Here is a 24,544-nt window from a genome sequence, read left to right on the forward strand (position 1 = left end):
AGACGGCATGCGCTTGCTGGCCTGCACGTGGCGTGGACGAGTGCTGGTCCATCGTGCGTGACCGTCATCGAGGTGCGCCATGGGTAAGCCGGTCCTGTACTTCCTGCACGCCCTCGGCTCGAGCGGTCGTGAGTGGTCTTCGGTGATCGAGATTCTGCAAACGCGCTTCGACTGCATCGCATTGGATATTCCCGGCTTCGGCAATGCGCCGGCGTTGCAACGCTCCGATGTGGAGGCGCTGGTCGATTGGTTCGCAGGCGAGGTTGCGCGGGATGCGCCCCACTGCTGGTATGTCGTGGGCCACAGCATGGGCGGGAAGATCGCCACCCTGGCCGCCGCACGCGCACGCGACGGCATGGCAGGCCTCGCGGGCCTGGCCGGGGTCGTCCTGGTGGCCGCATCGCCGCCCGCGCCCGAGCCGATGGACGAATCCCGGCGACAGACCATGTTGTCCTGGTTCGACGCCGCTGGTCCCACACGGCAACAGGCCGAGCAGTTCATCGACGACAATTGCGCGGCGCCATTGCCGACACCGCCGCGCAATGGTGCCGTCGACGATGTCCTGCGCAGCACCGCGCGCGCATGGAACGCCTGGCTCACGCATGGCAGTCGCGAGGATTGCGCCGCGCAAGCCGGCTGCATCGCGGTGCCCGCCCTGGTCGTGGCCGGTAGCGAGGATGGCGATCTCGACGAGGCGGCGCAACGCCGCTGGAACCTGCCGCATTATCGCGACGCCCACCTCACCGTGGTGGCGCAAGCGGCGCACTTGATTCCCTACGAGCGACCGCAGGCGCTCGCGGACTTGATCGCCGCGCATGTCGACGGCACCGCGGCACGCCGTCTGCCCGACGACTTCGTGGCGTTGCTCAACGCGGAGCGTGTCGCGCCACAGATCAGGAAAACGCTGCTGCATCGCCACGCCGGGCCATCCAGTGCGGAAGCAGGGGTGTTGAGCGAGCGGCAGTCGACCACACTGGCCGCGGTGGTCCAGCGCGTCCTCGACGGTGCGGGCGACGCCAAGGACATCGCGCGCCGCATCGACGTCGATCTCGCGAACGCGGTGGGAGACGGGTGGCGGTTCGCCGACCTTCCGCCCGATCGTCTCGCCTGGCCGCTGGGGCTCGATGCGCTGGACGCGCTGACGGGCGGGTTCGCCGCCTTGCAGGCACAGGAGCAGGATCGCTGGCTGCACGCCATCGCCCTGCGCGACGCGGGCGATTGTGCCGATTGTGGATGGAGCGCGGCGCAGCTTGCCTCCTGGTTCGAAGACGTGCGCGCCGAAACGGTGCGGATCTGGACTAGCCTTCCGGTCACCATGGTGGCGTTGGGCTACGACGGCTTCGCCGTGGGCGGATTGGGCGCGGGCAGCCCTGGCTATCAGGAGACGGCCGCCGACCGGCGCGAGGCCTGGCAGCTGCGGCCCAAGGCGCAACCATGAGCGGCGCATCGCCTGCCGCGGTGGATGCCGTGGTGGTCGGCAGCGGCGCCGGCGGCGGTCCGCTCGCCGCGCGATTGGCCCAGGCCGGCGTCTCGGTGGTGGTGCTGGAGGCCGGCGCCGCATTTGGTCCGGACGCGCACCGCGCGGACGAGCTGGCGACGGATATCTACTGGATGGAAGAGCGCCTCAGCGGCGGGCGGACGCCGACGGCGTTCGGCCCGAACAATTCCGGCGCCGGGCTGGGCGGATCGACGCTGCACTGGGGTGCGTTCTGTCCGCGCCCGGACCCGCGCGACCTGCAACTGCGGACGCAGACCGGCCAGGGCGAAGACTGGCCGATCCCGCACCGGGAACTGCAGTCCTACATCGAGCGCGTCGAACGCTTCATCGGCGTGTCCGGGCCGGCCGTCTATCCGTGGGATGGCGAGCGCTGCTATGCCTTTCCGCCCGCCCAGCGCAACGCCCCGGCCGAGGCGATGGAGCGCGGCTGCCGTGCCCTCGGCCTCACCGCCGCCGATGCACCGGCGGCGCTGGTCACCCGTACGCACCAACAGCCGCACTGGGGCACGCGGGTCGCCTGCAACAATTGCGGTGCCTGCCATCAGGGCTGCAGCAACGGCGCCAAGGTCAGCGTCGACACGACCTGGTTGCCGCTGGCACGGGCGCATGGCGCCGATCTGCGCACCGATTGCCGCGTGGTCGGGATCGAGCGCGACGGCCGTGGTGCGGTCAGCGGCGTGGTCTACCGGCAGGGCGAACGTGAGCTGCGCCAGCGTTGCGCGGCCTTGTTCCTGTGCGCAGGCGGCGTGGAAACCCCGCGCTTGCTGCTGAACCTGGGACTGGCCAACTCCAGCGGCCAGGTCGGGCGCAATTTCATGGCGCATGTCGCTACCCAGGTCTGGGGCACGTTCGACATGGACATGCGCATGAACCGCGGCTACCCGTCGTCGCTGATGAGCGAGGACATGCTGCGCCCCGCGCATGCCGGCTTCGCCGGGGGCTATCTGATCCAGAGCCTGGGCGTGCAGCCGGTGACGCTCGCCAACACGCTGGCGCGCGGCGCCGGACGCTGGGGCGCCGCGCTGGCGCGGACCATGACGCGCTACAACCGCCTGGCCGGCATCGGCATCAATGGCGAATGCCTGCCGCAGGACGCCAATCGCCTGACGCTCGCCGACGAGCGCGACGCCTTCGGCCTGCGCAAGGCGCGGGTCGACTTCAGCTATGGTCCCAACGAACAGGCGCTCGATGCCCACGCCAGGCGCACGCTGCAGGCGATCTGGGAGGCGGCCGGCGCCGAGGACATCTTCGCCGCCGCGCGCTCGGCGCACACGCTCGGCACCTGCCGGATGGGCCGCGATCCCGCGCAGGCCGTGGTCGATCCGGATGGCCGTTCGTTCGACATCGACAATCTCTACGTCTGCGACAACTCGGTGTTCCCCAGTGCGCTGGCGGCCAATCCGGGCTTGACCCAGATGGCGCTCGGCCTGCGCACGGCGGAGCGGTTTCTCGCGCACTAGGCGCTTGCTTCCCCTTTATCCAACGAGGAAATCGACATGGACCTTGGAATCAACCAGCGCATCGCCCTGATCAGCGGCGCCGACTCGGGCATGGGCAAGGAAACCGCGCGGCAGCTATTGCAGGCCGGCGTCCGCGTGGCCATCACCGACCGTGCCGACGGCACGCTCGATGAGGCCCTATCCGAACTGTCGAGCCTGGGCGAGGTGATCGCCGTGGCAGGCGATGTGACGCGCGCAAACGAGGTGGCGGACATCTGGGCGCAGGTCCGGGCGCAGTTGGGCGACCCGGATATCTACGTCAACGCGGCCGGCGTCACCGGCGCGACCGGCGACTTCCTGGACGTGAGCGATGCGGGGTGGCTCGAAACGCTGGACATCAACCTGATGGGCGCGGTGCGGATGTGTCGCGAAGCGATTCCCGCGATGCGCCGAAACGGCTGGGGGCGCATCGTCCTGTTCGCGTCCGAGGACGCCGTGCAGCCTTACGTGGACGAGCTGGCCTATTGCGCTTCGAAGGCCGGGATCCTGAGCCTCGCCAAGGGCCTGTCCAAGGCCTATGGCGGCGACAAGGTGCTGGTCAATACGGTGTCGCCCGCGTTCATCCATACCCCGATGACCGACGCGATGATGCACAAGCGCGCGAAGGAGAAGGGGGTGACCTTCGATGAAGCGGTGTCCTCGTTCCTGGACGAGGAACGCCCCGGCATGGTCCTCAAGCGGCGCGGTCGGCCGGAAGAGGTGGCGGCGGCGGTCGCGTTCCTCTGCTCCGAGCGTGCCAGCTTCATCAATGGTGCCGGCATCCGGGTCGATTCGGGGTCTGTGCAGACCATCGCGGGCTGAGTCGGAACTGACATCGGGACGGCGGCGATGCTCCTGTGCGTTGCGCAGGAGCCGATGGTCGACGCTAAAGGTGTTTTCGGCTGCTGCTCCAAATGCTGTCGGTTCCCACGCCAGCAAGCGTGATGGGGTACGGCGCGTTTGGTTCTCTGGCAACGTGACGGTCGTCAGGGCCGTTTACGAAGAACAACTGCGTGAGTGCTGCTTTCGACGCGGCTAGCGCGACAACAGCTTGGCTTTCTGCGCCTGGAACTCGGCATCGGTGAGCAGACCTTTCTTCCGTAGGTCGTCGAGCTTCAGCAGTTCGGTGTATAGATCAAGCTGCGCGCCGAATGCGTGCGGAGCGTCGCCGGTTGCGGCCGGCGATTTCGCGCTCGCATTTATCTCGATTTGCATGTCGGCTCGCGGCTGCAACCCGACGGTCTCATCGGAACCTTGCGGAACTAGACGGAACTGATACTCGACGTACGGCCACTGGCCAGGTCCGCTCGCGTCCACCGCTTCCATTGCCACCGGTACCGCCTGCATGTTCTTGGCGGAGGCGAACGCGTTAGCGGCGAGAAGCGCTTTGCGCTTGGTCGTCGCAGCGCTCGCGAAGATGCCGGCGTGGTTCTTGACCGTCACCATCCACACGCCGGGTGACACCTGCGCAAACTCTGGTTCACCGGCCTGCGCGGTGCCGGCCAGTGCCATCCATAGCATGGACACGAAAAGAATGCGTTTCATGGTTCTTCCTCAGCGAGTGGCCGCGGCACCTGGTAACGCTGCTGGGCCGTTGGCGTCCCCGCTCATCATGGCATGCGACCGCGTGACCGACCGAGCCAAGGTTGGCGAACGCGGCGCTTTGCGCAGGGTCCATCCCGCGTGTCGCCGGCCAGCATCAGGCACAAAAAAAGCCGGAAACCTCGATGCGATCGGGATTCCAGCTTTGTTTGCACGTCCATGGACGTTTGGATGGTGGAGGTGGGCGGAATCGAACCGCCGTCCGAAGGCACTCCATCCCCGGCACTACATGCTTAGCTCATCGTTGGATCTCGCCCCGGAACAGCACGATGTGCGAAGCGCATCCCGGGACCAGCCTGCTTGATTTAGCCAATGGCTGACAGGCAGCCACCACCGGCGATTCCGTGATAATGACCCTACGTCGCGAGCACGGACACAAGCGATTTCGGGGCTAGGCCTTAAGCGGCCAGTGCGTAGTTGTCGTCGTTGGCAACTATAAGTTTGCGGCTGGATTTACGAGGAAAGCTGCCCCCTCGGCATGCGCCAAGCGATTTTGCAACCCCCGTCGAAACCAGTGCACCCCCGGGGACAACGTCAAACGCTGACCTGCACAGTGTAGGGATCGGGGAGGCCAGTCACAAGTCTTGAGACAGGCCACGCTTAAGCTGGCTTCACTCCGGTGCTGCCCCTGCGGCGCCGCGGTTCCCCCAGCATGGAGCAGCGCTATGGCAAGCAGACAGCCGCGTGGCCGCAGCAGCGGGCGCGCGCGGAAAGCACCGGTCACGTCCTCCGCGTCCACGCCCGGCAAGGCGCCGGTCAAGGCATCGGCAAAATCCGCCGCCAAGCCGACAGCAACGCCGCGCAAGACGACAGCGGGCAGTGCCCGTGCTGCCAAGGCGGCGAAGACGCCGGCACCGGCAGCCACATCGACGAAGGCAACTGCATCGGCACGTGCCGATGCACTGCGCAGGTCCAACGTCACGACTCCCGGCGCGAGCGGACGCGCTACCGCGACATCCGCCGCCACGGCACCGGCCGGCACCGCACCGCGGCCCAAGGCCACGGGCGAAGGCTCGCTGGCGCAAGGGCGCGCACGTACGGTCGTCTACATCCATGGCATCGGCAACAAGCCGCCGGCCGAGGTGTTGCGCTGCCAGTGGGACCGCGCCCTGTTCGGCCGCGCGATGGGCGAGCGCACGCGCATGGCCTACTGGGTCAATCGCGAGCGCTATCCGTCGCCGGAACCGGGCGATTGTCAGGATCAGGACCGCGGCCCGGTGTTGAACCAGGCCGAGCAGCGCGTGCTCAGCGCGCTCGGCGTGGTGCCGCAATTGGCCGATCTGCGCCAGCTCGCCGACACGTTGGCCGCCAGCGACGCCGAGCGCGCAAGGCTGCAGCAACTGCTGGACGAGGTGGAGACGGCCGCGCCGGCACCGGCTGCGGCGGCCGCCGAGGTGCATGCGCAGGGCGTGATCGACGTGGTCAACCGCGCGCTGCTCAAGCTGATCTCCGCGGCGCTGCTGCAGGACGTGCACGACTTCTTCTTCGTGCCGGCGCGGCACACGCAGATGCGCGAGAGCCTGCTGCAGCGCATCCGCGCCGGCGGCGGCCCGTTCGTGGTGATCGCGCACAGCCAGGGCTCGCTGATCGCCTACGACGTGCTGCGCGAGTTGCAGCCGCAGGACTGCGAGGTCTCCCTGCTGCTCACGCTCGGCTCGCCACTAGGGCTGCCGGTGGTGCGCAGCATGTTCAAGGAGTGGACCGGTACGCCGAAGCTGCCGTTTCCGCCCTGCGTGGCGCGCTGGGTCAACGTCGCCGAGCGGCGCGACCCGGTGGCGCTGGACGACGATCTGAGCGACGACATCGCCGATGCCGGCGGGCGCTTCCAGAACATCGCCGGGTCGAAGATCAACCCGGATTGGCAGCACAACCCGCATTCGGCCGCCGGCTACCTGTCCATCCCCGACGTGCGGGCCGAGGTGCGGCGCGCGGTGGGCGTGGGCTTCGATCAGCCGATCGCGCATCCGGTACTGATAAAGGACCTGTCCGACCAGTTGGAGGCGCGCGCGCCGGACTATCGTCACGAGGTGCTGATCGAACTTGAGAAGCTGTCCGATGCCGGCGATCCGGCGCAGCGCAAGCATGACCTGATCGCCGCATTGCGTACGCTCGCCCAGGCGTCCACCGGCCTGCACGACGAGGCGCTGGATGCGCAGATCGAACTGGAGGACACCATGCAGCGCTACGTGTCGGCGCGGCTGACCCGGTTCGAGATCGAAAGCCTGCGCGAGCGCTATCGCGACCTCAACCTCAAGCGCCTGTGGCGCGATGCCGGCAAGCGCGCGCTGATCTACCAGTCGCGCAGCACGATCCAGGTGGACGCGGCGCAGGTGGCCTATCGCGCGCTCGGCGCCGGCATCGGCTGGGCGGTGCTGGACAGCGGCATCGCCGCGGCGCATCCGCACTTCCACAGCGCCGGTCAGCCGTCGACCGTGCTTGCCCAGTGGGACTGCACCCAGCGCGGGCGCCCGCGTGCGTTGCGTCCGGGCGAGGCCGGCTTCGACACGCTCGACGGCAACGGTCACGGCACGCACGTGGCCGGCATCATCGCCGGGCAATGCGCCGCGCCGTTGCCGGGCGTGCCGACCTCAGCGCCGCTGCAGTTCGCCGGCATGGCGCCGCTGGCGCGGCTGTACGGGCTGAAGGTGCTGGACGACGACGGCAATGGCCGCGATTCCTGGATCATCAAGGGCGTGCAGCAGGTGGCCGAGCTCAACGAGCGTGCCGGGGGACTGGTGGTGCACGGGGTCAACCTGAGCCTGGGCGGCTACTTCGACGCCGAGAGCTACGGCTGCGGCTTCACCCCGCTGTGCAACGAATTGCGCCGTCTCTGGCGGCAGGGCGTGGTGGTGGTGATCGCGGCCGGCAACGATGGCCTGGCCTGGCTGATGCAGGGCGATGGCGAGGCCTATCCGCTGAACCTGGACCTGAGCATCGGCGACCCGGCCAACCTGGAGGAATCGCTGGCGGTGGGCTCGGTGCACAAGAGCAGCCCGCACAGCTACGGCATTTCGTATTTTTCGTCGCGCGGCCCCACGGCCGATGGCCGCTACAAGCCCGACCTGGTCGCGCCGGGCGAAAAGATCCTGTCGGCGCACCATGGTTATGTGGTCGAGGATCCAGGCACCTGGATGGTGGAAATGAGTGGCACCAGCATGGCCGCGGCGCATGTCTCGGGGCTGATCGCCGCGTTCCTGTCGGTGCGCCGCGAGTTCATCGGCACCCCGGACCGGGTCAAGCAACTGACGCTGGCGCAGTGCCTGGACCTGCAGCGCGATCGCTACATGCAGGGCGCCGGCCTGCCCAGCTTGATGCGGATGCTTGGCGGGACGTGAGTGGGGGGCGGGGATTGGGGATTGGGGATTCGGGAATGGGGATTCGCAACGACGGCTCCCCGGTTGCTTGCCCGTCTGCGGGTGTCGGCTTTAGCCGCCAGACGCTGAGATTGGAGTTAGAAGGTTCGGGATTTGGAATTCGCAACGGCGATTCCCTGTGCAGCGCGGCCTGCCGTGTGGGAGCGGCTTCAGCCGCGGCGCGATGCGGCTGGGGTTGGTGATTCGGGATTGGCGGGCAGGGCGCCCGCCGTTGCGAATCCCCAATCCCCAATCCCCAATCCCGGCCCCTCAGGCATTCTTGTTGTGCCGGCGCATGATCCGCTGCTTGTCGCGAGCCCAGTCGCGGTCCTTGGCCGCGTTGCGCTTGTCGTGGTCCTGCTTGCCCTTGGCCAGCGCGATCTCGAGCTTGATCTTGTTCTTGCTCCAGTACATCGCGGTGGGTACGAGGGTGTAGCCGTCGCGTTCGACACGGCCGATCAGCTTGTCGATCTCGTTCCGGTGCAGCAGCAGCTTGCGCGTGCGCCGGTCGTCGGCGACCACGTGGGTGGAGGCCTGGATCAACGGGGTGATCTGCGCGCCGAACAGGAACAGCTCGCCCTGGCGCACGAACGCATAGCTCTCGCCGATGTTGGCGCGGCCTGCGCGGATCGACTTCACCTCCCAGCCTTGCAGGGCCAGGCCCGCCTCGTAGCGGTCCTCCAGGTGGTACTCGTGGCGCGCGCGCTTGTTCAGGGCGATGGTCTTGTTGGCCGCCGCGCCGTTTGCTTTATCCTTGACGGGTTTCTTGCTCATCTTGCTATTGTCTCCGATTCGGGGCCTCCCGAACGTCTTGGTCCCACTTCCCGTCCCGAATGCCTATCATCCGCCGCAGCGCTCTGGTCGAACACGCCGCAACGCGCATGTTCGATCTGGTCAACGACGTCGCCGCCTATCCGCGCCGGTTCGCCTGGTGCGACGCGGCCCATATTCTCGAGCAGAGCGACCGCTTCCTGGTGGCGCGGCTGGACCTGGGGCTGGGCTCGTTCCGCACCTGGTTCACCACCGAAAACAGCCTTGAGCGCCCGGATCGCATCGATATGCAGCTGCGCGACGGTCCGTTCAAGCGCCTGCAGGGGCAGTGGACCTTCCAGGGCTTCAACGAGCACGCCAGCAAGGTCAGCCTGATGCTCGACTTCGAGCCCGCCTCGCGCCTGCTGGGGCCCGCGCTGGCGCTGGGTTTCCAGAGCCTGGCCGACCGCATGGTCAACGACTTCGTGCGCGTGGCCGACCGGGAACAGGCCTAGCCGCCATGCAGGTCGAGGTGGTGCTGGCCTGGCCGGAGCGCTTCGTGTCGCAGCGGCTGGAGCTGCCGGAGGGCGCGACGGTGGCCGATGCGCTGGCCGCTGCCGCGATGCCCGAGGCGACGCCGGGCATGCCGTGCGCGGTCTATGGCGAAGTCGCCGCACCGACGCGGCTGCTGCAGGACGGCGACCGGGTGGAACTGCTCAGGCCGTTGCTGATCGACCCCAAGGACGCCAGGCGGCGCCGCGCCAAGCCGCGCTGAGCGGCGGGGCGCGACGCGGCCGCCGGGTCATTCGCCGCGGCGCTGCTTCTTCTTGTCCTTGGCCAGGTTGCGGCCGAACTGGCGCACGCTGTTCTTGGCCAGCTCTTCGTCCTGATCCGGGAAGTAGTCGCCTTCCCAGCGGGTGACCATGTCGTTGTCGAAGAACACGACGAAGTTCTTGATCTCGGTATGGCCCACGCGATCGACACGCTCGGTGGAGGTGTAGTCCCAGCGCTGCGCGTGGAACGGATCCGGGATCGAGGGGCTGCCCAGCAGCGCGCTGACTTGCTGCTTGCTTTGTCCGACCTTGAGCTGGTCCACGGCCGACGGCTTGATCAGGTTGCCCTGGTAGATGGGCTGCTTGTAAATGATGCCGCAGCCAGCGGTGGACAGGGCAACAGCGGCGACCAGCAGGAGATTGCGCATCGGGGACAGGGCTGAATGAAATCGTGTCGATGATACACTCCCAGGGACCGCCGCGACCCATTCCCAGGCAGCTGGCGATAAACCAGCTATGAACGGAGACGCCATGGAATCCCACGATCTGCGCAAAGTCGGCCTGAAGGTCACGCATCCGCGGATGCGCATCCTCGAGCTGCTGGAGCAGAAATCGGCGCGGCACCACATGACCGCCGAGGAGATCTATCGGCAGTTGCTGGACCACGGCGACGAGATCGGCCTGGCCACGGTGTACCGGGTGCTGACCCAGTTCGAGGCGGCCGGCTTGGTGCTCAAGCACAACTTCGAGGGCGGCCAGGCGGTGTACGAACTGGACCGCGGTGGCCACCACGACCACATGGTGGACGTGGATACCGGCAAGATCATCGAGTTCGAAAGCGCGGAAATCGAGGAATTGCAGCGCAAGATCGCCGCCGATCACGGCTACGAGCTGGAAGAGCATTCTCTGGTGCTGTACGTGCGCAGCAAGCGGCCGAGCGGCAGGAAGGGGTAAGTGTTGGCGCCGGTGAAGTCGGCCGGTGTTGTCCTTTCCTGTGCTGGCGATGCGCGAGGCTTCGCCGACGTACCCTCACCCCAACCCCTCTCCCGGTGGGAGAGGGGCTAGCGCCTGTTCCCTTCTCCCACCGGGAGACACTGCCCCGAAGGGACGGATGAGGGTCCGGGTGTAGCCGCGTGGATCACGTCGGCGGGTCGCTCCGCGCCGGACCTTCACCCCAACGCTCTCCCGGCGGGAGAGGGGCTAGCGGCTGTTCCCTTCTCCCACCGGGAGAAGGTGCCCCGAAGGGGCGGATGAGGGTCCGGGTGTAGCCGCGTGGATCACGTCGGCGGGTCGCTCCGCCCCTAACCCTCACCAACCCCTCTCCCGGCGGGAGAGGGGCTTCAGCTTCCTGTGCTTAACTTCCGTCGCGGCTGGTGCGGGCCAGGGCGCCGGCCCTTGCGAATTCGCACAGGTGCCTAACGCCAGAGCTTAGCCAACCTGTGATCGGGCGTCGGCCGCCTGTATCGAGCAGGGCGGTACGCGCAAGGGTCGGCGCACCCTGGACCCGGCGACCGGCCAGTCAGCCCGCGCTGAGCAGCAGCCGCTTGGCGGCCGCGCGAGCTTCCTTGCTGACCTCGACACCGCCCAGCATCCGTGCCAGTTCTTCTTCGCGCTGGCGCGGCGCCAGCAGTTCCACCGAGCTCTGGGTCATGCCTTCGACCGGTGCCTTGCTGACCCGGTAGTGGGCGTGGCCTTGCGCGGCGACCTGCGGCAGGTGGGTCACGCACAGCACCTGGCGCTGCTCGCCGAGCGCGCGCAGCTTCTTGCCGACGATGTCGGCGACGGCGCCGCCGATGCCCGAGTCCACTTCGTCGAAAACCATGGTCGGGACGGCGTCCAGGCCCAGCGCGGCGACCTCGATCGCCAGCGAGATGCGCGACAGTTCGCCGCCGGAGGCGACCTTGCGCAGGGCGCGCGGCGGCTGCCCGGCATTGGCGGCGACCAGGAACTCGACCCGCTCGGCGCCGGCCGGGTCCGGCCGTTCGGTGTCGTGCGGTTCGAGCTGGATCAGGAAGCGGCCGCCGCCCATGCCCAGTTCACCGATCAGGGCGGTGGTGTCGTGCGACAGCGCCTGTGCGCTGCGGTCGCGGGTGGCGGTCAGGGCGGCCGCGGCGTCGCGCCAGGCCTGGGTGGCCTGGGCGATCTCGGCATCGAGCACGTCCAGCCGCTCGCCGGCGCCACGCAGGCTCTCCACTTCGGCGAGCAGGGCGTCGCGGTGGTCGGCCAGCGCGTCCACGCCGATCCGGTGCTTGCGCGCCAGGTCGTGCAGGCGGCCGAGCTTGCGTTCCATTTCATCGAACTGCGCCGGGTCGGCGTCCAGGTCGTCGCGGACCCGGTCGATCAGCGCCAGCGCCTCCTCCAACTGGATGCCGGCGCTGTCGATCAGCGCCTGCACTTCGGCCAGGCGCGGGTCGTACTCGCCGACCTTGCCGAGTTCGTGGCGGGTCTGCTGCAACAGGTCCAGCACGGCCGGCGCCTCGTCGCCGTTGAGCCGCTGCGCCGCCCCCTCGCAGGCGCCGATCAGCGCGGCGGCGTGGGCCTGGCGACGGTGGTTGGCATCCAGGGCGGCGATCGCCGCCGGGTCCAGGTCCTCGCGCTGCAGTTCGGCCAGCTGGTGCTGCAGGAAACCGATGCGGTCGCTGACATCGCCCTGCGCCAGCAAGGTCTCGCGCTCGCTGAGCAGGCCCTGCCAGCGGGCGGCGGCGGCGCGCACCGCGGCGCGCTCGGCGTCGTTGCGGGCGTAGGCGTCGAGCAGGCCGAGCTGGCTGCCGCGCGAGAGCAGGGCCTGGTGTTCGTGCTGGCCATGGATCTCGACCAGGTGGCCAGCCAGCTCCGCCAGTTGCGACAGGGTCACTGGACGCCCGTTGATCCAGGCGCGGGAGCCGCCATCGGCGCGGATCACCCGGCGCAGTTGGCAGTGCTCCTCGTCGTCGAGTTCGTTCTCGCGCAGCCAGGCGCGAGCGGGGGCGGGGGCGACGAACTCGGCCGACAACTCGGCGCGGTCGGCGCCGTGGCGGACCACGCCGCTGTCGGCGCGCAGCCCGGACAGGAAGCCGAGCGCGTCCACCATCAGCGACTTGCCGGCGCCGGTTTCGCCGGACACCACGGTCATGCCTGGGCCGAATTCCAGTTCGGTGCCGCGTACGACGGCGAAATCCTTGATCGAGAGATGTCTGAGCATGGGGTCTGCTTCCGGGGCCGCGCAACGCTAGCATGCGCGGGTAGGTGGGCCAATGACTTGCCAAGCCGGCGTGCAGCCATTATCTAAGGGCCAGTCTCACGGGTTGATTCCATGCGCGCTTCCCCGGTCCATTCCAGCCTCGATCCGCGTGCCCGGCAGCTGCTGCGGACGCTGATCTCGCGCTATATCCGCGACGGCGAGCCGGTCGGCTCGCAGACCCTGGCCCGGCACGCCGGCCTGGACGTGAGTCCGGCGACGATCCGCAACATCCTCGCCGACCTGGAGGACGCCGGCCTGCTCAGCTCGCCGCACACCTCGGCCGGGCGCGTGCCCACCGCCACCGGCTACCGGGTGTTCGTCGACAGCCTGGTGCAGATGCGCCCGCCGGCCGAAGGCGAGGTGGCGCGGCTGCGCGCGGAGATGGCCAATGCCGCCGGCACCCAGGCGCTGCTGGGCAGTGCCTCGGAACTGCTGTCGGCGATGACCCACTTCGTCGGCGTGGTGAGTGCGCCCAAGCGCGAGCAGTTCGCCTTCCGGCACATCGACTTTGTGCCGCTGGACGCGCGGCGGGTGCTGGCGATCCTGGTGTTCGCCGACAACGAGGTGCAGAACCGGGTCATCGAGCCGCGCAAGGCCTACGAGCCGGCCGAGCTGGAGCAGGTGGCCAATTATCTGAACCACCATTTCGCCGGGCGCGCGCTGGCCGACATCCGCGCCAGCCTGCTGCGCGACCTGCGCCATGCGCGCGACGAGATGGAGCAGTTGCTGGCGCACAGCGTCGAGCTGGCCGAGCAGGCGCTGGCGCCGGCCGGCGACGACATGGTGCTGGCTGGGCAGACCAAGCTGATGGGCGTGCAGGACCTGTCGGACCTGGAGCGGCTGCGCGAACTGTTCGAGGTCTTCGCCAGCAAGCGCGAGATCCTGCAGCTGCTCGAACGCACCATCCGCGCACCCGGCGTGCGCATCTTCATCGGCGAGGAGACCGGCATGGTGCCGCTGGAGAGCGTGTCGCTGGTGACCGCCCCGTACATGGCCGGCGGCCAGGTGCTGGGCGTGCTCGGCGTGATCGGCCCCAAGCGCATGGACTACGACCGGGTCATCCCCCTGGTCCAGACCGCCGCCGACGTCCTCGGCGCCCGCCTGGACCCGTCCCCGCCCGGCGACCGCTGAGCCAGCGCTGGCAAAAGCGCCGCCGCTCATCCGTCAGCAGGCCATCCAGCCGCGCTCGGGCGAATCCCCAATCCCGAATCCCCACTCCCGGCCTCACTTGAATCCGCCGGCACCGCCCACATAGGTGGTCCGGTAAGGCGGGACGCACCCCGCCAGGGACCCGGACATGACGCAAGAACACCCCGAATTCGATTCCGAACACCTGACCGAGGCGCAGCAGCCCTCGACCGATCCGCTGCAGGCGGAAGTGGAGACGCTGCGCAGTGAGCTGGCCCTGGTCAAGGCCGACGTCCTGCGCGAGCGGGCCGACCTGGAGAACCAGCGCAAGCGCATCGCCCGCGACGTGGAGCAGGCGCGCAAGTTCGCCAACGAGCGCCTGCTCGGCGACCTGTTGCCGGTGTTCGACAGTCTGGATGCGGGCCTGACCGCCGCCGGCAGCGAGCCCAGCCCGCTGCGCGACGGCCTGGAGCTGACCTACAAGCAGCTGCTCAAGGTCGCCGCCGACAACGGCCTGACCCTGCTCGACCCGACCGGCGAGCCGTTCAACCCGGAGCATCACCAGGCGATCAGCCAGGCCGAGGCCGAGGGCGTCGCCCCGGGCCACGTGATCCAGGTGTTCCAGAAGGGCTACCTGCTCAACGACCGCCTGCTGCGGCCCGCCCTGGTGGTGGTGGCCAAGCACGACTGAGTTCGCGGCCGCCCGCGCCTGAACCCGGTGCGGCGGCAGTGGAACGCTAATTTGCGGCGATGGCTTGAATGACTGGCGGCCATCCCTATATCCGAACCAGATCCCGGCACTGGCCGGCTACACGACCTTTCAGGAGTCATTGCAATGGGCAAGATCATCGGCATCGACCTGGGCACGACCAACTCGTGCGTGGCGATCATGGACGGCGGCAAGGCCCGCGTCATCGAGAATTCCGAGGGTGACCGCACCACGCCTTCGATCGTCGCCTACACCAAGGACGGCGAAGTGTTGGTGGGCGCCTCGGCCAAGCGCCAGGCCGTCACCAACCCCAAGAACACCTTCTATGCAGTCAAGCGCCTGATCGGCCGCAAGTTCACCGACGCCGAGGTGCAGAAGGACATCGGCCTGGTCCCGTACGGCATCGTCCAGCACGACAACGGCGACGCCTGGGTGGCCACCGCCGACGGCCGCAAGCTGGCCTCGCAGGAAATCTCCGCGCAGGTGCTGGAGAAGATGAAGAAGACCGCCGAGGCGTTCCTGGGCGAGACCGTCACCGAGGCGGTCATCACCGTGCCGGCGTACTTCAACGACAGCCAGCGCCAGGCGACCAAGGACGCCGGCCGCATCGCCGGCCTGGACGTCAAGCGCATCATCAACGAGCCGACCGCCGCGGCGCTGGCCTACGGCCTGGACAAGGGCCAGGGCGGCGACCGCAAGATCGCGGTGTACGACCTGGGCGGCGGCACCTTCGACGTGTCGATCATCGAGATCGCCAACGTCGACGGCGAGAAGCAGTTCGAAGTGCTGGCCACCAACGGCGACACCTTCCTGGGCGGCGAAGACTTCGACAAACGCGTCATCGACTACCTGGTGGAAGAGTTCAACAAGGATCAGGGCATCGACCTGCGCAAGGATCCGCTGGCGCTGCAGCGCCTGAAGGACGCCGCCGAGCGCGCCAAGATCGAGCTGTCGTCCTCGCAGCAGACCGAAGTCAACCTGCCGTACGTCACCGCCGACGCGTCGGGCCCGAAGCACCTCAACATCAAGCTGACCCGGGCCAAGCTCGAGGCGCTGGTGGAGGACCTGGTCAAGCGCACCATCGACCCGTGCCGCACCGCGCTGAACGACGCCGGCCTGCGCGCCAGCGACATCACCGAGGTGATCCTGGTCGGTGGGCAGACCCGCATGCCGAAGGTGCAGCAGGCGGTGGCCGAGTTCTTCGGCAAGGAGCCGCGCAAGGACGTCAACCCCGACGAGGCCGTGGCGCTGGGCGCCGCGATCCAGGGCGGCGTGCTGGCCGGCGACGTCAAGGACGTGCTGCTGCTCGACGTGACCCCGCTGAGCCTGGGCATCGAGACCCTGGGCGGCGTGTTCACCAAGATCATCGAGAAGAACACCACCATCCCGACCAAGGCCTCGCAGGTGTTCTCCACCGCCGAGGACAACCAGTCGGCGGTGACCGTGCACGTGCTGCAGGGCGAGCGCGAACAGGCCCGCTACAACAAGTCGCTGGCCAAGTTCGACCTGTCCGGCATCGAGCCGGCGCCGCGCGGCCTGCCGCAGGTGGAGGTGTCCTTCGACATCGACGCCAACGGCATCCTGCACGTGTCGGCCAAGGACAAGAAGACCAACAAGGAACAGAAGGTCGAGATCAAGGCCGGTTCCGGTCTGTCGGACGACGAGATCCAGCGGATGGTCGCCGACGCGGAAGCCAACCGCGAGGAAGACAAGAAGTTCCACGAGCTGGTGCAGGCGCGCAACCAGGCCGACGGCCTGATCCACGCCACCCGCAGCGCGATCACCGAGCACGGCAGCAAGGTCGGCGGCGACGTGATCGGCAAGGTCGAGTCGGCGCTGGCGGACCTGGAAACCGCGATGAAGGGCGACGACAAGGGCCAGATCGAGGCCAAGACCAAGGCGCTGGAAGAGGCCGGTCAGTCGCTGTACGCGGCCGCGGCGGCGGGCGAGCAGCAGCCGGGCGGCAACGCCGGCGGCGCGCATGCGTCCTCGGCCCAGTCCGACGACGTGGTCGACGCCGAGTTCACCGAGGTCAAGGACGACAAGAAGTAAGGCCGGGATCGGGGATTGGGGATTGGGGATGCGCAAGGCGTCGCCTTGCGGTCTCCGCTCCCGTTCCCTGTCCATGCAGTGCTTGCAGAAGCGGAAGAGCCGAGGCTCTCCGCTTTTGCGTTGAACGAATCCCGACTCCCGAATCTCGAATCCCCGCCCCATGAGCAAACGCGACTATTACGAAGTGCTGGGTGTGGCCCGCACCGCCAGCGACGACGAGCTGAAGAAGGCCTATCGCCGTTGCGCGATGAAGTTCCACCCGGACCGCAATCCCGGCGACCACGCCGCCGAGGCCGCGTTCAAGGAATGCAAGGAAGCCTATGAGGTGCTGTCCGATGGCAACCGCCGGCGCATGTACGACGCGCACGGCCACGCCGCGTTCGAGCACGGCATGGGCGGGATGGGCGGCGGCCCTGGCGGCCCGGACATGGGCGACATCTTCGGCGACATCTTCGGCAACATCTTCGGTGGCGCCGGTGGTGGTGGCGGGCGTGCGCCGCGGCGTGGCGCCGACATCGGCTACGTGCTGGAGCTGGACCTGGAAGAAGCGGTGGCCGGCATCGAGCGCCGCATCGAGATTCCGACCCTGAGCGAATGCGAGCACTGCCACGGCAGCGGCTCGGAGGACGGCAAGGTCGAGACCTGCGTGACCTGCCACGGGCGCGGCCAGGTCCGCATCCAGCGCGGCATCTTCGCCATGCAGCAGACCTGCCCGCATTGTGCCGGCCGCGGCCAGACCGTGCAGAACCCGTGCGGCGTGTGCCATGGCGCAGGGCGCGTGGAAGAGACCAAGGTGCTGTCGGTGAAGATCCCCGCCGGCGTCGACAACGGCGACCGCATCCGCCTGTCGGGCGAGGGCGAAGCCGGCCCGGCCGGCACTCCGCCAGGCGATCTGTACGTGGAAGTGCGGGTGCGTGAGCATCCGATCTTCCAGCGCGACGGCGACGATCTGCACTGCGAAGTGCCGATCCGCATCTCGCAGGCGGCCCTGGGCGACACCGTGCGCGTGGCCACCCTCGGCGGCGAGGCGGAGATCCGCATTCCGGCCGAGACCCAGACCGGCAAGCTGTTCCGCCTGCGCGGCAAGGGCGTGCGTTCGGTGCGCAGCCGCAGCGAAGGCGACCTGTACTGCCGGGTGGTGGTGGAGACGCCGGTCAACCTCACCGCCGACCAGCGCAAGCTGCTGGAGCAGTTCGAGGCCACCTTCACCGGCGAGGATGCGCGCAAGCATTCGCCCAAGTCGGCGACCTTCATCGATGGGGTGAAGGGGTTCTGGGATCGGATGACGTCGTAAGGCTGGGATTCGGGATTGGTGATTCGGGATTCGGGATGGCCAGCCTGCGGCTATTGAAAGCCGGGGTCTTGGATGTTCCCGGTGTTGTTCCGCGTCGCAGTGTTTTTTTGTGGAAGGGGCTTCAGCCCCGATGCGTTATCGCCAAAGCGTCGCGGCTGAAGCTGCTCCTTGTATCTGGACCTGTCGCCCCTAAACAGGCGTCATGTCTTCCGACTGATCATCGGAGGAGGTGTGGGAAGTCCAGTCGCTCCTGAAGCTTCGAGCTTGCATCGTAGATCGGCTCCCCTCTCCACATGCTGGCCCTTGGGTGTCCGAACGGTATCCAGAGTCCGCCCCCGGCGTGAACTCGCATCGACAAGGCAGGACCGGGCACAGCGCCGATCATGACCCTGACACGATGGAGGAATCGCGTATGTCTCCCGTCATCGGCATCGACGTCGCCAAACGCAGTTTCGATGTGGCCAGCGAGCTGACCAATGGCAAGCACCGTACCAAGGCCAAGTTGTCCAACGATGCCAAGGGCTTCCAGGCCCTGCAGGCATGGCTGCAGACGCATGCGCAGCCCGATAGCTGGATCGCCATGGAGGCCACTGGCACCTACCACCAGGCACTGGCCGAGTTCCTCCACGCACGAGGCTATCGGGTGTGCGTGCTCAACCCGGCGCAGACGGCCGCGTACGCACGCAGCCAGCTCAGCCGGGTCAAGACCGATCGCAGCGATGCCAAGCTGATCGCCAGCTATGCCCTGCGTCACCGCGAGCAGTTACGCCGTTGGCACCCTGATCCGCCGGCGCTCAAGCAGCTCAAGGCACTGGTGCGCCGGCGCCAGGACTTGCAACAGATGCTGCAGATGGAGCGCAACCGGCTGGACGTCGCTCCGGCCCAGGTGAAGGACTCGATCCAGGTCCATCTGGCCGATCTGCAACATCACATCGCCCAGATCGAGCAGGCCATCGATGACCATATCGACCAGGATCCGACCTTGCGGGGGCAGCGCGAGTTACTGGTGAGCATCCAGGGCATCGCCGACACCAGTGCGGCCTTGATGCTGGCCGAGCTTGGCGATGTGAGGCGCTTTGCCGATGCCTCGGCGGTGACCGCCTTCGCCGGCCTGAATCCGTGCCTGCAGGAGTCGGGCGACCGCAAAGGCCATGTCTGCATCTCGCGCACCGGCTCGCCCCACCTGCGCGCGGGCCTGTTCATGCCGGCCCTGGTGGCCATGACCCACAACCCGGTCATCCGGGCGCTGAAACAGCGGCTAAGCGAACGCGGCAAAGCCGGCAAGCAGATCGTGTGCGCCGCCATGCGCAAGCTCCTGCACCTCGCCTATGGCGTCCTCAAATCGGGCACCGCGTTCGACCCGAAAAGGGGCCTTGCCTGCTAGGGGGTAAGACGGTATCTACGCTGGAATGTTCTGCTCGCTGAGCAGAGCGGAAATGGAAACTTTAGATTCCGGATGCGTGGGCTTTTTCCCGCATCCTGGCCCCCGTTGTAGAAGCGGCTTCAGCCGCGACGCTTTCTCGTCGGAGCGTCGCAGCTGAGGCCGTTGTTGCTGAAAGCCTCGCAACGCCACGGATGCGCGCGCCGCTGGGCGTCATTGCGCCGGCGCTACACTACGGCGATGAACACTCCCGCCGACAGTTCCGCCGCCAGTCATCTCATCCATGGTCGCCGCCAGCGACCCGACGGGCCGGTGCCGGTCGACGTCATTTCCGTGCAGTCGCAACTCGTCTACGGCCACGCCGGCAACAGCGCGGCAGTGCCGCCGTTGCGCGCGCTGGGCCTGCGCGTGGCGGAGATTCCGACCACGCTGCTGAGCAATGCGCCGTTCTACGCGACCTTGCGCGGCAAGGTGCTGCCGTCGGACTGGTTCGCCGACCTGCTGCTCGGCGCCAGCGAACGCGGCCTGCCGCAACGCGCGCGCATGCTGGTGTCCGGCTACTTCGGCAGCGTCGGCAATGGCGCCGCCTTCGCCGACTGGCTCGACGCCACGCTGCCGCAGTGCCCGACGCTGCGCTACTGCCTGGACCCGGTGATCGGCGATACGCATACCGGTCCCTACGTGGAACCGGGACTGGAAGCGATCTTCGCCGAGCGCCTGTTGCCGCGTGCGTGGCTGGTGACGCCGAATGCATTCGAACTCGGCCGCCTGACCGGCATGCCGGCGCTGGCCCAGGACGAGGCGATCGCCGCGGCGCGCGTGTTGCTGGCGCGCGGCCCGCAGTGGGTGCTCGCCCACAGCGTCGGCGGCGATGCCGGGCAACTGGTGACGCTGGCGGTGAGCCGCGAGGCGGTCTATCGCTGGTGCTCGCCGCTGCTGCCGGTGGACGTGGCCGGCACCGGCGATGTGCTGATGGCGCTGCTGGTGGCGTTCCTGCTGCGCGGCGACAGTTTCGAAGCGGCGATCGGCCGCGCCATCGCCGGCGTGCATGCGGCGCTGGAGGCGACCCTGGCCGCGGATGTGGAAGAACTGGACGTGCTGGCAGCGGCGCCGGCCGCGCTGGCGACGCCGCTGCGCTTCGTCGCCGAGCGCCTGGCGTGAGTCTGCGCCCGGTCGTCGGCATCGTCGGCAGTGCCGGCGCCTATGGCCGCTGGCTAAGCCGCTTCTTCCGCGAGCGCATGCAGTTGGAGGTGATCGGCCACGACCCGGCAGACCCGCAGTCGCTGGCGCCGGAGGCGCTGCTGCAACAGGCGCAGGTGCTGATCTTCTCCGCCCCGATCCGGCACACGCCGGCGCTGATCGGCGAGTACGTGCAGCGCGCCGGCGGCCGCGAACGCGGCCAGCTGTGGCTGGACGTCACCTCGGTCAAGGCCGCGCCGGTGGCGGCGATGCTGGCCTCGCAGGCGGAAGTGGCCGGGCTGCATCCGATGACGGCGCCGCCGAAGTCGCCCACGCTCAAGGGCCGCGTGCTGGTCGTCTGCGAGGCGCGGGTGGCGCAGTGGCAGCCCTGGCTGCAGCGCATGTGCACGGCGCTGGAAGGCGAGTGCGTGCGCACCACGCCCGAGCACCACGACCGGGTGATGGCGCTGGTGCAGGCGATGGTCCATGCCACGCACCTGGCCCAGGCCGGCGTGCTGCGCGAGCATGCGCCAGCGTTGGGGCCGTTGCAGGCCTTGCTGCCATACCGCTCGGCCTCGTTCGAACTGGACACCGCGATCATCGCGCGCATCCTGGCCCTGAATCCTGCCATCTACGAAGACATTCAGTTCGGCAATCCGCATGTCGGTAGCGTGCTCGATGGACTGATCGCGCAGCTGTCGCGGCTGCGCGACCAGGTCGGCCGCGGCGACGATGCGGCACGTGCGCAGTTCCGCGCGGAGTTCCTCGACGCCAACCGCCAGGCGCTGGGTGAGGCGGCGATCGCCCAGGGCAACTACAGCTACGAGCGGGTGGGATACCTGCTGGCCGATCTGACCGAGCAGATGACGCTCAGCGTGTATCTGCCCGAGGACCGCGCCGGCTCGCTGCGCGCGCTGTTGCACGTGTTCGAACGCCATGGCGTCAACCTGGCCTCGATCCATTCTTCGCGCACGCAGGCGGGCGAACTGCATTTCCGGCTCGGCTTCGATCCGGGCAGCGACGCTGCGGCAGTGCGTGCCGCTGCGGCGGAAATCGATGCCAGCGGGATTGGGCGGGTGCTGGTGGGTTGAGTTGCGCGGTGATTGTCGATTGCGCGATTTCTCGGGTTCATGGTCGCGGCTGAAGCCGCTCCTACAAGGACCCAACGACCTCTACGCTGCCGTAGGAGCGGCTTCAGCCGCGACCGTGCAGCCTGAACCACGTGGGATCACCCGACGGACGACCCCACCCCGAAATCCATCCACAGCGCATGTGGATGGTCACGGCGCAAACGTGTGGATAACTGTCGGCGCGCCTTGCGTAGCGGGCCTGTCAAGTCACCTGGCGAAAAAATGACCAGCGCATCGCCAGCGCCCCGAACGCCAGAGGCGATGACGGGGCGCGACCACAGCGCGAGGCCGTAACGCTAGACTGCAGTCAAGGTCAGTTCGCCGCCGGTGGTGACGAACTGCTGGCCGCGGCGGATCAGCTTGCGGCCATCGGCCAATTCGTAGCGCAGTCCGCTGTCGGCGTGCGGGTCGTGCTGCGCCTGCTGCTGGCGCGGCGCATCGTCCTGGAACTCAGTGATCAGATAGGCCTCGCCGTCGGGACCGAGGGCAGGCAATTGGCGAAAGGACATCGGGAGCCTCCTGTCGAACGCTGCATCGAATGCGGGACGCTGCAGCGGTGGCCGCGACACGCGCGGACCGCAGCAGACGCGGCTCGACCGTAGTCCCGCCGCCGTTAGCGCGGCGTGCTCAGTCGATGAACTGCAGGCGAGCGAGTTCCGCGTATAGCCCGTCCTGCGCCAGCAGCTCGGCGTGGGTGCCCTGGGCGACGATGCGGCCGTGATCCATCACCACGATGCGGTCGGCCTTGAGCACGGTGGCCAGGCGGTGCGCGATCACCAGGGTGGTGCGTCCGGCCATCAGCCGCTCCAGCGCATGCTGCACGGCATTTTCGCTCTGCGCGTCCAGGGCGCTGGTGGCTTCGTCCAGCAGCAGGATCGGCGCGTCCTTGAGCAGGGCGCGGGCGATGGCGATGCGCTGCTGCTGGCCGCCGGACAGGCGTGCGCCGCGCTCGCCCAGTTCGCTGGCGTAGCCGTCGGGCAACTGTCGCAGGAACGCATCGGCTTCGGCCGCGCGCGCCGCGGCCTCGACCTCGGCCTCGCTGGCCTCGAGCCGGCCGTAGCGGATGTTGTCGGCGGCGCTGGCGGCGAACAGGGTCGGGTGCTGCGGCACCAGCCCGATCGCCTCGCGCAGCTGCGATGGATCCAATGTGCGCAGGTCGCGGCCGTCCACCTGCACGCTGCCCGATTGCGGATCGTGGAAGCGCATCAGCAGCGCCAGCACCGTGCTCTTGCCGGCGCCGGAGGGGCCGACCAGCGCCACGCTCTCGCCGGGTCGCACGTGCAGATCGAAGCCGTCCAGCGCCGGGTGGTCTGGGCGCTGCGGATAGCGGAAGCTGACGTTGTCGAAGCGCACCTCGCCGCGCAGCGGCTGCGGCAGCGCAAGCGGCTGCGCCGGCGCGACGATTTCGGGGCGTTCCTGAAACAGTTCGGCGATGCGGCCCATGCCGCCGGCCGCGCGCTGCAGGTCGTTCCAGACTTCGGCCAGCGAGGCGACCGAGCCGCCGCCGAACATGGCGTACAGCACGAACTGGCCGAGCGCGCCGGCGCTGAGTTCGCCGGCGGCCACTTCGTGCGCGCCCGACCACAGCACCAGCACGATGGCGCCGAAGATCAGCACGATCGCGGCGGCGGTGATCACTGCCTGCGCGCCGACCCGGCGCCGCGCCACCGCCACGGTCTGCGCCAGCGCCTCGCCGAAGCGGCCGCGTTCGTACCTTTCGCGCGCATACGCCTGCACCGTGCGCACCGCGCCCAGGGTCTCGGCGGCCAGGGTGTTGGCGTCGGCGACGCGGTCCTGGCTGGCGCGCGAGATCTTCTGCAGCCGCCGCGCGCCGAGCACGATCGGCAGGACCGCCAGCGGGATGCCGAGCAGGGTATAGGCGGCCAGATGCGGGCTGGTGACGCACAGCATCACCACGCTGCCGATCGCCGTGACCGTGCTGCGCAACGCCACCGACATGGTGCTGCCGATCACCCCGCGCAGCAGTTCGCTGTCGGCGGACAGGCGCGAGACCAGTTCGCCGCTGCGGTTGCGGTCGTGGAAGCCGGCATGCAGGCCGATCAGATGCGTGTACAGGCGTTCGCGCAGATCGGCGACCACCTTCTCGCCGAGCAGCGACACGAAGTAGAAGCGCGTGGCGGTGGCCACCGCCAGCACCAGCGCGACCGCGAACAGCAGGGCGAAGGATTGATTGATGCGGCTGCTGTCGCTGAAGCCGTGGTCGATCATCTGTCGCACCGCCACCGGCAGGCTCAGCGTGGCGCTGGAGGAGATCGCCAGCGCCACCAGCCAGGCGACGAGCAGGCCGCGCCGACGACGCACGAACGGCCACAGGGTGCGCAGGCTGCCGAGTCTGCGCAGCGACTTGGCCTGGTCGGCCGACGGGGTGTTCATGCGGGGGCGGGTTCCGAACAGCGGACACGATTGCGAGTGGCGTCGCGCAGGCGGGTTTTCAAGGCGTCCACGCGATCGCTGGGCAGGCGCAGGCGCAGTTCGGCGCCGCCGGCATCGAAGCGTTCATCGAGTTTCTCCGCGGCGCAGGCGCTGAGCGCGGCATGCACCGCGCCCAGGTCGTCGAAGCCGCAGTGTAGGGTGAGCAGGCTCAAGGCCAGCAGCGGTTGCCGCGGCGCCAGCCGCAGGCATTCTGCGGCGCTGCCGCCGTAGGCGCGGACCAGGCCGCCGGCGCCGAGCTTGATGCCGCCGTACCAGCGTGTGACCACCACCACCACGCGGTCGAAGCCCTGACCGTCGATCGCCGCCAGGATCGGGCGGCCGGCGGTGCCGGCGGGCTCGCCGTCGTCGCTGGAGCGGTACTCGTCGCCATGGCGGTAGGCCCAGCAATTGTGGGTGGCGTCGGCCACCGTCACCTGTTGCAGGAACGCCAGGGCCGCACCGGCGTCGGCGATCGGTGCGGCGTGGGCCAGGAAGCGGCTGTGCTTGATCTCCACGCTGTGGCTGACGGGGTGCGGGAGCGTATCGGGCATCGGCGGCATTGTA

Annotated in this window: 21 protein-coding genes and 1 other RNA gene; 14 read left to right on the forward strand and 8 right to left on the reverse strand. The window is 68.5% G+C overall.

Annotated elements, in window-relative coordinates; translation table 11 throughout:
• The first annotated feature begins 79 nt into the window (after positions 1–79).
• Genes QN245_RS08735 through QN245_RS08745 form a run of 3 tightly spaced genes read left to right on the forward strand, consistent with a single transcriptional unit; the run spans position 80 to position 3,798 of the window.
• A complete protein-coding gene (locus QN245_RS08735) occupies positions 80–1,438 on the forward strand; it encodes an alpha/beta hydrolase (RefSeq protein WP_317845077.1) in 1,359 nt (452 codons plus the stop codon).
• On the forward strand, positions 1,435–2,958 hold the full coding sequence (locus QN245_RS08740; RefSeq protein WP_317845078.1) for a GMC family oxidoreductase: 1,524 nt from the start codon (positions 1,435–1,437) through the stop codon (positions 2,956–2,958). Before QN245_RS08735 ends, QN245_RS08740 begins: the two co-directional genes overlap by 4 nt.
• Positions 2,959–2,994: 36 nt before the next feature.
• Positions 2,995–3,798 (forward strand): SDR family NAD(P)-dependent oxidoreductase, encoded by an 804-nt coding sequence (locus tag QN245_RS08745; RefSeq protein WP_317845079.1) that lies wholly within the window; start codon positions 2,995–2,997, stop codon positions 3,796–3,798.
• Between the two features lie 213 nt (positions 3,799–4,011).
• On the opposite strand, the gene QN245_RS08750 is transcribed toward QN245_RS08745, so the two are convergent.
• Together QN245_RS08750 and ssrA are read right to left on the reverse strand one after the other, a co-directional pair.
• Positions 4,012–4,521 carry an SHOCT domain-containing protein gene (locus QN245_RS08750; RefSeq protein WP_221236219.1) on the reverse strand — a complete coding sequence of 170 codons (510 nt, stop codon included), beginning with the start codon at positions 4,519–4,521 and terminating at the stop codon, positions 4,012–4,014.
• A 229-nt stretch (positions 4,522–4,750) separates the two neighbouring features.
• Positions 4,751–5,102, reverse strand: a transfer-messenger RNA (tmRNA) gene (gene ssrA, locus QN245_RS08755).
• Between the two features lie 561 nt (positions 5,103–5,663).
• Here ssrA and QN245_RS08760 point away from each other — a divergent pair.
• Positions 5,664–7,913 (forward strand): S8 family peptidase, encoded by a 2,250-nt coding sequence (locus QN245_RS08760; protein ID WP_317845334.1) that lies wholly within the window; start codon positions 5,664–5,666, stop codon positions 7,911–7,913.
• A 288-nt stretch (positions 7,914–8,201) separates the two neighbouring features.
• On the opposite strand, the gene smpB is transcribed toward QN245_RS08760, so the two are convergent.
• A complete protein-coding gene (gene smpB / locus QN245_RS08765) occupies positions 8,202–8,705 on the reverse strand; it encodes an SsrA-binding protein SmpB (protein ID WP_160970445.1) in 504 nt (167 codons plus the stop codon).
• A gap of 59 nt (positions 8,706–8,764) precedes the next feature.
• Here smpB and QN245_RS08770 point away from each other — a divergent pair, with 59 nt between their 5' ends.
• Together QN245_RS08770 and QN245_RS08775 are read left to right on the forward strand one after the other, a co-directional pair.
• A complete protein-coding gene (locus QN245_RS08770; RefSeq protein ID WP_160970447.1) occupies positions 8,765–9,196 on the forward strand; it encodes a type II toxin-antitoxin system RatA family toxin in 432 nt (143 codons plus the stop codon).
• A 5-nt stretch (positions 9,197–9,201) separates the two neighbouring features.
• Complete coding sequence (locus tag QN245_RS08775; protein ID WP_184447716.1) at positions 9,202–9,456, forward strand: RnfH family protein; 255 nt, start codon at positions 9,202–9,204, stop codon at positions 9,454–9,456.
• Between the two features lie 27 nt (positions 9,457–9,483).
• Here the strand turns inward: QN245_RS08775 and QN245_RS08780 are convergent, their stop codons facing one another.
• Positions 9,484–9,882 (reverse strand): outer membrane protein assembly factor BamE, encoded by a 399-nt coding sequence (locus QN245_RS08780; RefSeq protein WP_160970451.1) that lies wholly within the window; start codon positions 9,880–9,882, stop codon positions 9,484–9,486.
• 103 nt (positions 9,883–9,985) lie between these two features.
• Between QN245_RS08780 and fur the strand changes: the two genes are divergently transcribed.
• The gene (gene fur / locus QN245_RS08785; RefSeq protein ID WP_160970453.1) at positions 9,986–10,408 is read left to right on the forward strand and encodes a ferric iron uptake transcriptional regulator; all 423 of its coding nucleotides are present in this window, start codon (positions 9,986–9,988) and stop codon (positions 10,406–10,408) included.
• Between the two features lie 565 nt (positions 10,409–10,973).
• Here fur and recN read toward each other — a convergent pair.
• Positions 10,974–12,635 carry a DNA repair protein RecN gene (gene recN / locus QN245_RS08790; protein ID WP_317845080.1) on the reverse strand — a complete coding sequence of 554 codons (1,662 nt, stop codon included), beginning with the start codon at positions 12,633–12,635 and terminating at the stop codon, positions 10,974–10,976.
• Positions 12,636–12,746: 111 nt separating this feature from the next.
• Between recN and hrcA the strand changes: the two genes are divergently transcribed.
• From hrcA to QN245_RS08825, 7 genes are all read left to right on the forward strand, one after another.
• On the forward strand, positions 12,747–13,805 hold the full coding sequence (gene hrcA, locus QN245_RS08795; RefSeq protein WP_317845081.1) for a heat-inducible transcriptional repressor HrcA: 1,059 nt from the start codon (positions 12,747–12,749) through the stop codon (positions 13,803–13,805).
• 166 nt (positions 13,806–13,971) lie between these two features.
• Complete coding sequence (gene grpE, locus QN245_RS08800) at positions 13,972–14,493, forward strand: nucleotide exchange factor GrpE (protein WP_160970459.1); 522 nt, start codon at positions 13,972–13,974, stop codon at positions 14,491–14,493.
• Between the two features lie 144 nt (positions 14,494–14,637).
• Complete coding sequence (gene dnaK / locus QN245_RS08805; RefSeq protein ID WP_160956964.1) at positions 14,638–16,563, forward strand: molecular chaperone DnaK; 1,926 nt, start codon at positions 14,638–14,640, stop codon at positions 16,561–16,563.
• A gap of 160 nt (positions 16,564–16,723) precedes the next feature.
• Complete coding sequence (dnaJ, locus tag QN245_RS08810) at positions 16,724–17,857, forward strand: molecular chaperone DnaJ (RefSeq protein WP_184447719.1); 1,134 nt, start codon at positions 16,724–16,726, stop codon at positions 17,855–17,857.
• 412 nt (positions 17,858–18,269) lie between these two features.
• Positions 18,270–19,241, forward strand: coding sequence for an IS110 family RNA-guided transposase (locus tag QN245_RS08815; RefSeq protein WP_317845082.1), 972 nt, complete (start codon positions 18,270–18,272; stop codon positions 19,239–19,241).
• Between the two features lie 237 nt (positions 19,242–19,478).
• Positions 19,479–20,399, forward strand: a complete 921-nt coding sequence (gene pdxY / locus QN245_RS08820) for a pyridoxal kinase (protein WP_184447720.1) — start codon at positions 19,479–19,481, stop codon at positions 20,397–20,399.
• Positions 20,396–21,508 (forward strand): prephenate dehydrogenase, encoded by a 1,113-nt coding sequence (locus QN245_RS08825; protein WP_160970465.1) that lies wholly within the window; start codon positions 20,396–20,398, stop codon positions 21,506–21,508. The genes pdxY and QN245_RS08825 overlap by 4 nt, the downstream gene beginning before the upstream one ends.
• 335 nt (positions 21,509–21,843) lie before the next feature.
• Here the strand turns inward: QN245_RS08825 and QN245_RS08830 are convergent, their stop codons facing one another.
• From QN245_RS08830 to QN245_RS08840, 3 genes are all read right to left on the reverse strand, one after another.
• On the reverse strand, positions 21,844–22,056 hold the full coding sequence (locus QN245_RS08830) for a hypothetical protein (protein WP_010344257.1): 213 nt from the start codon (positions 22,054–22,056) through the stop codon (positions 21,844–21,846).
• Between the two features lie 118 nt (positions 22,057–22,174).
• Positions 22,175–23,941 (reverse strand): ABC transporter transmembrane domain-containing protein, encoded by a 1,767-nt coding sequence (locus tag QN245_RS08835; RefSeq protein ID WP_160970467.1) that lies wholly within the window; start codon positions 23,939–23,941, stop codon positions 22,175–22,177.
• Positions 23,938–24,531: an IMPACT family protein gene (locus QN245_RS08840; RefSeq protein ID WP_053069767.1), complete on the reverse strand. Its 594-nt coding sequence runs from the start codon at positions 24,529–24,531 to the stop codon at positions 23,938–23,940. Before QN245_RS08840 ends, QN245_RS08835 begins: the two co-directional genes overlap by 4 nt.
• Between the last annotated feature and the right edge of the window lie 13 nt (positions 24,532–24,544).

This window comes from Xanthomonas rydalmerensis (assembly GCF_033170385.1).
Classification (GTDB): Bacteria; Pseudomonadota; Gammaproteobacteria; order Xanthomonadales; family Xanthomonadaceae; genus Xanthomonas_A; species Xanthomonas_A rydalmerensis.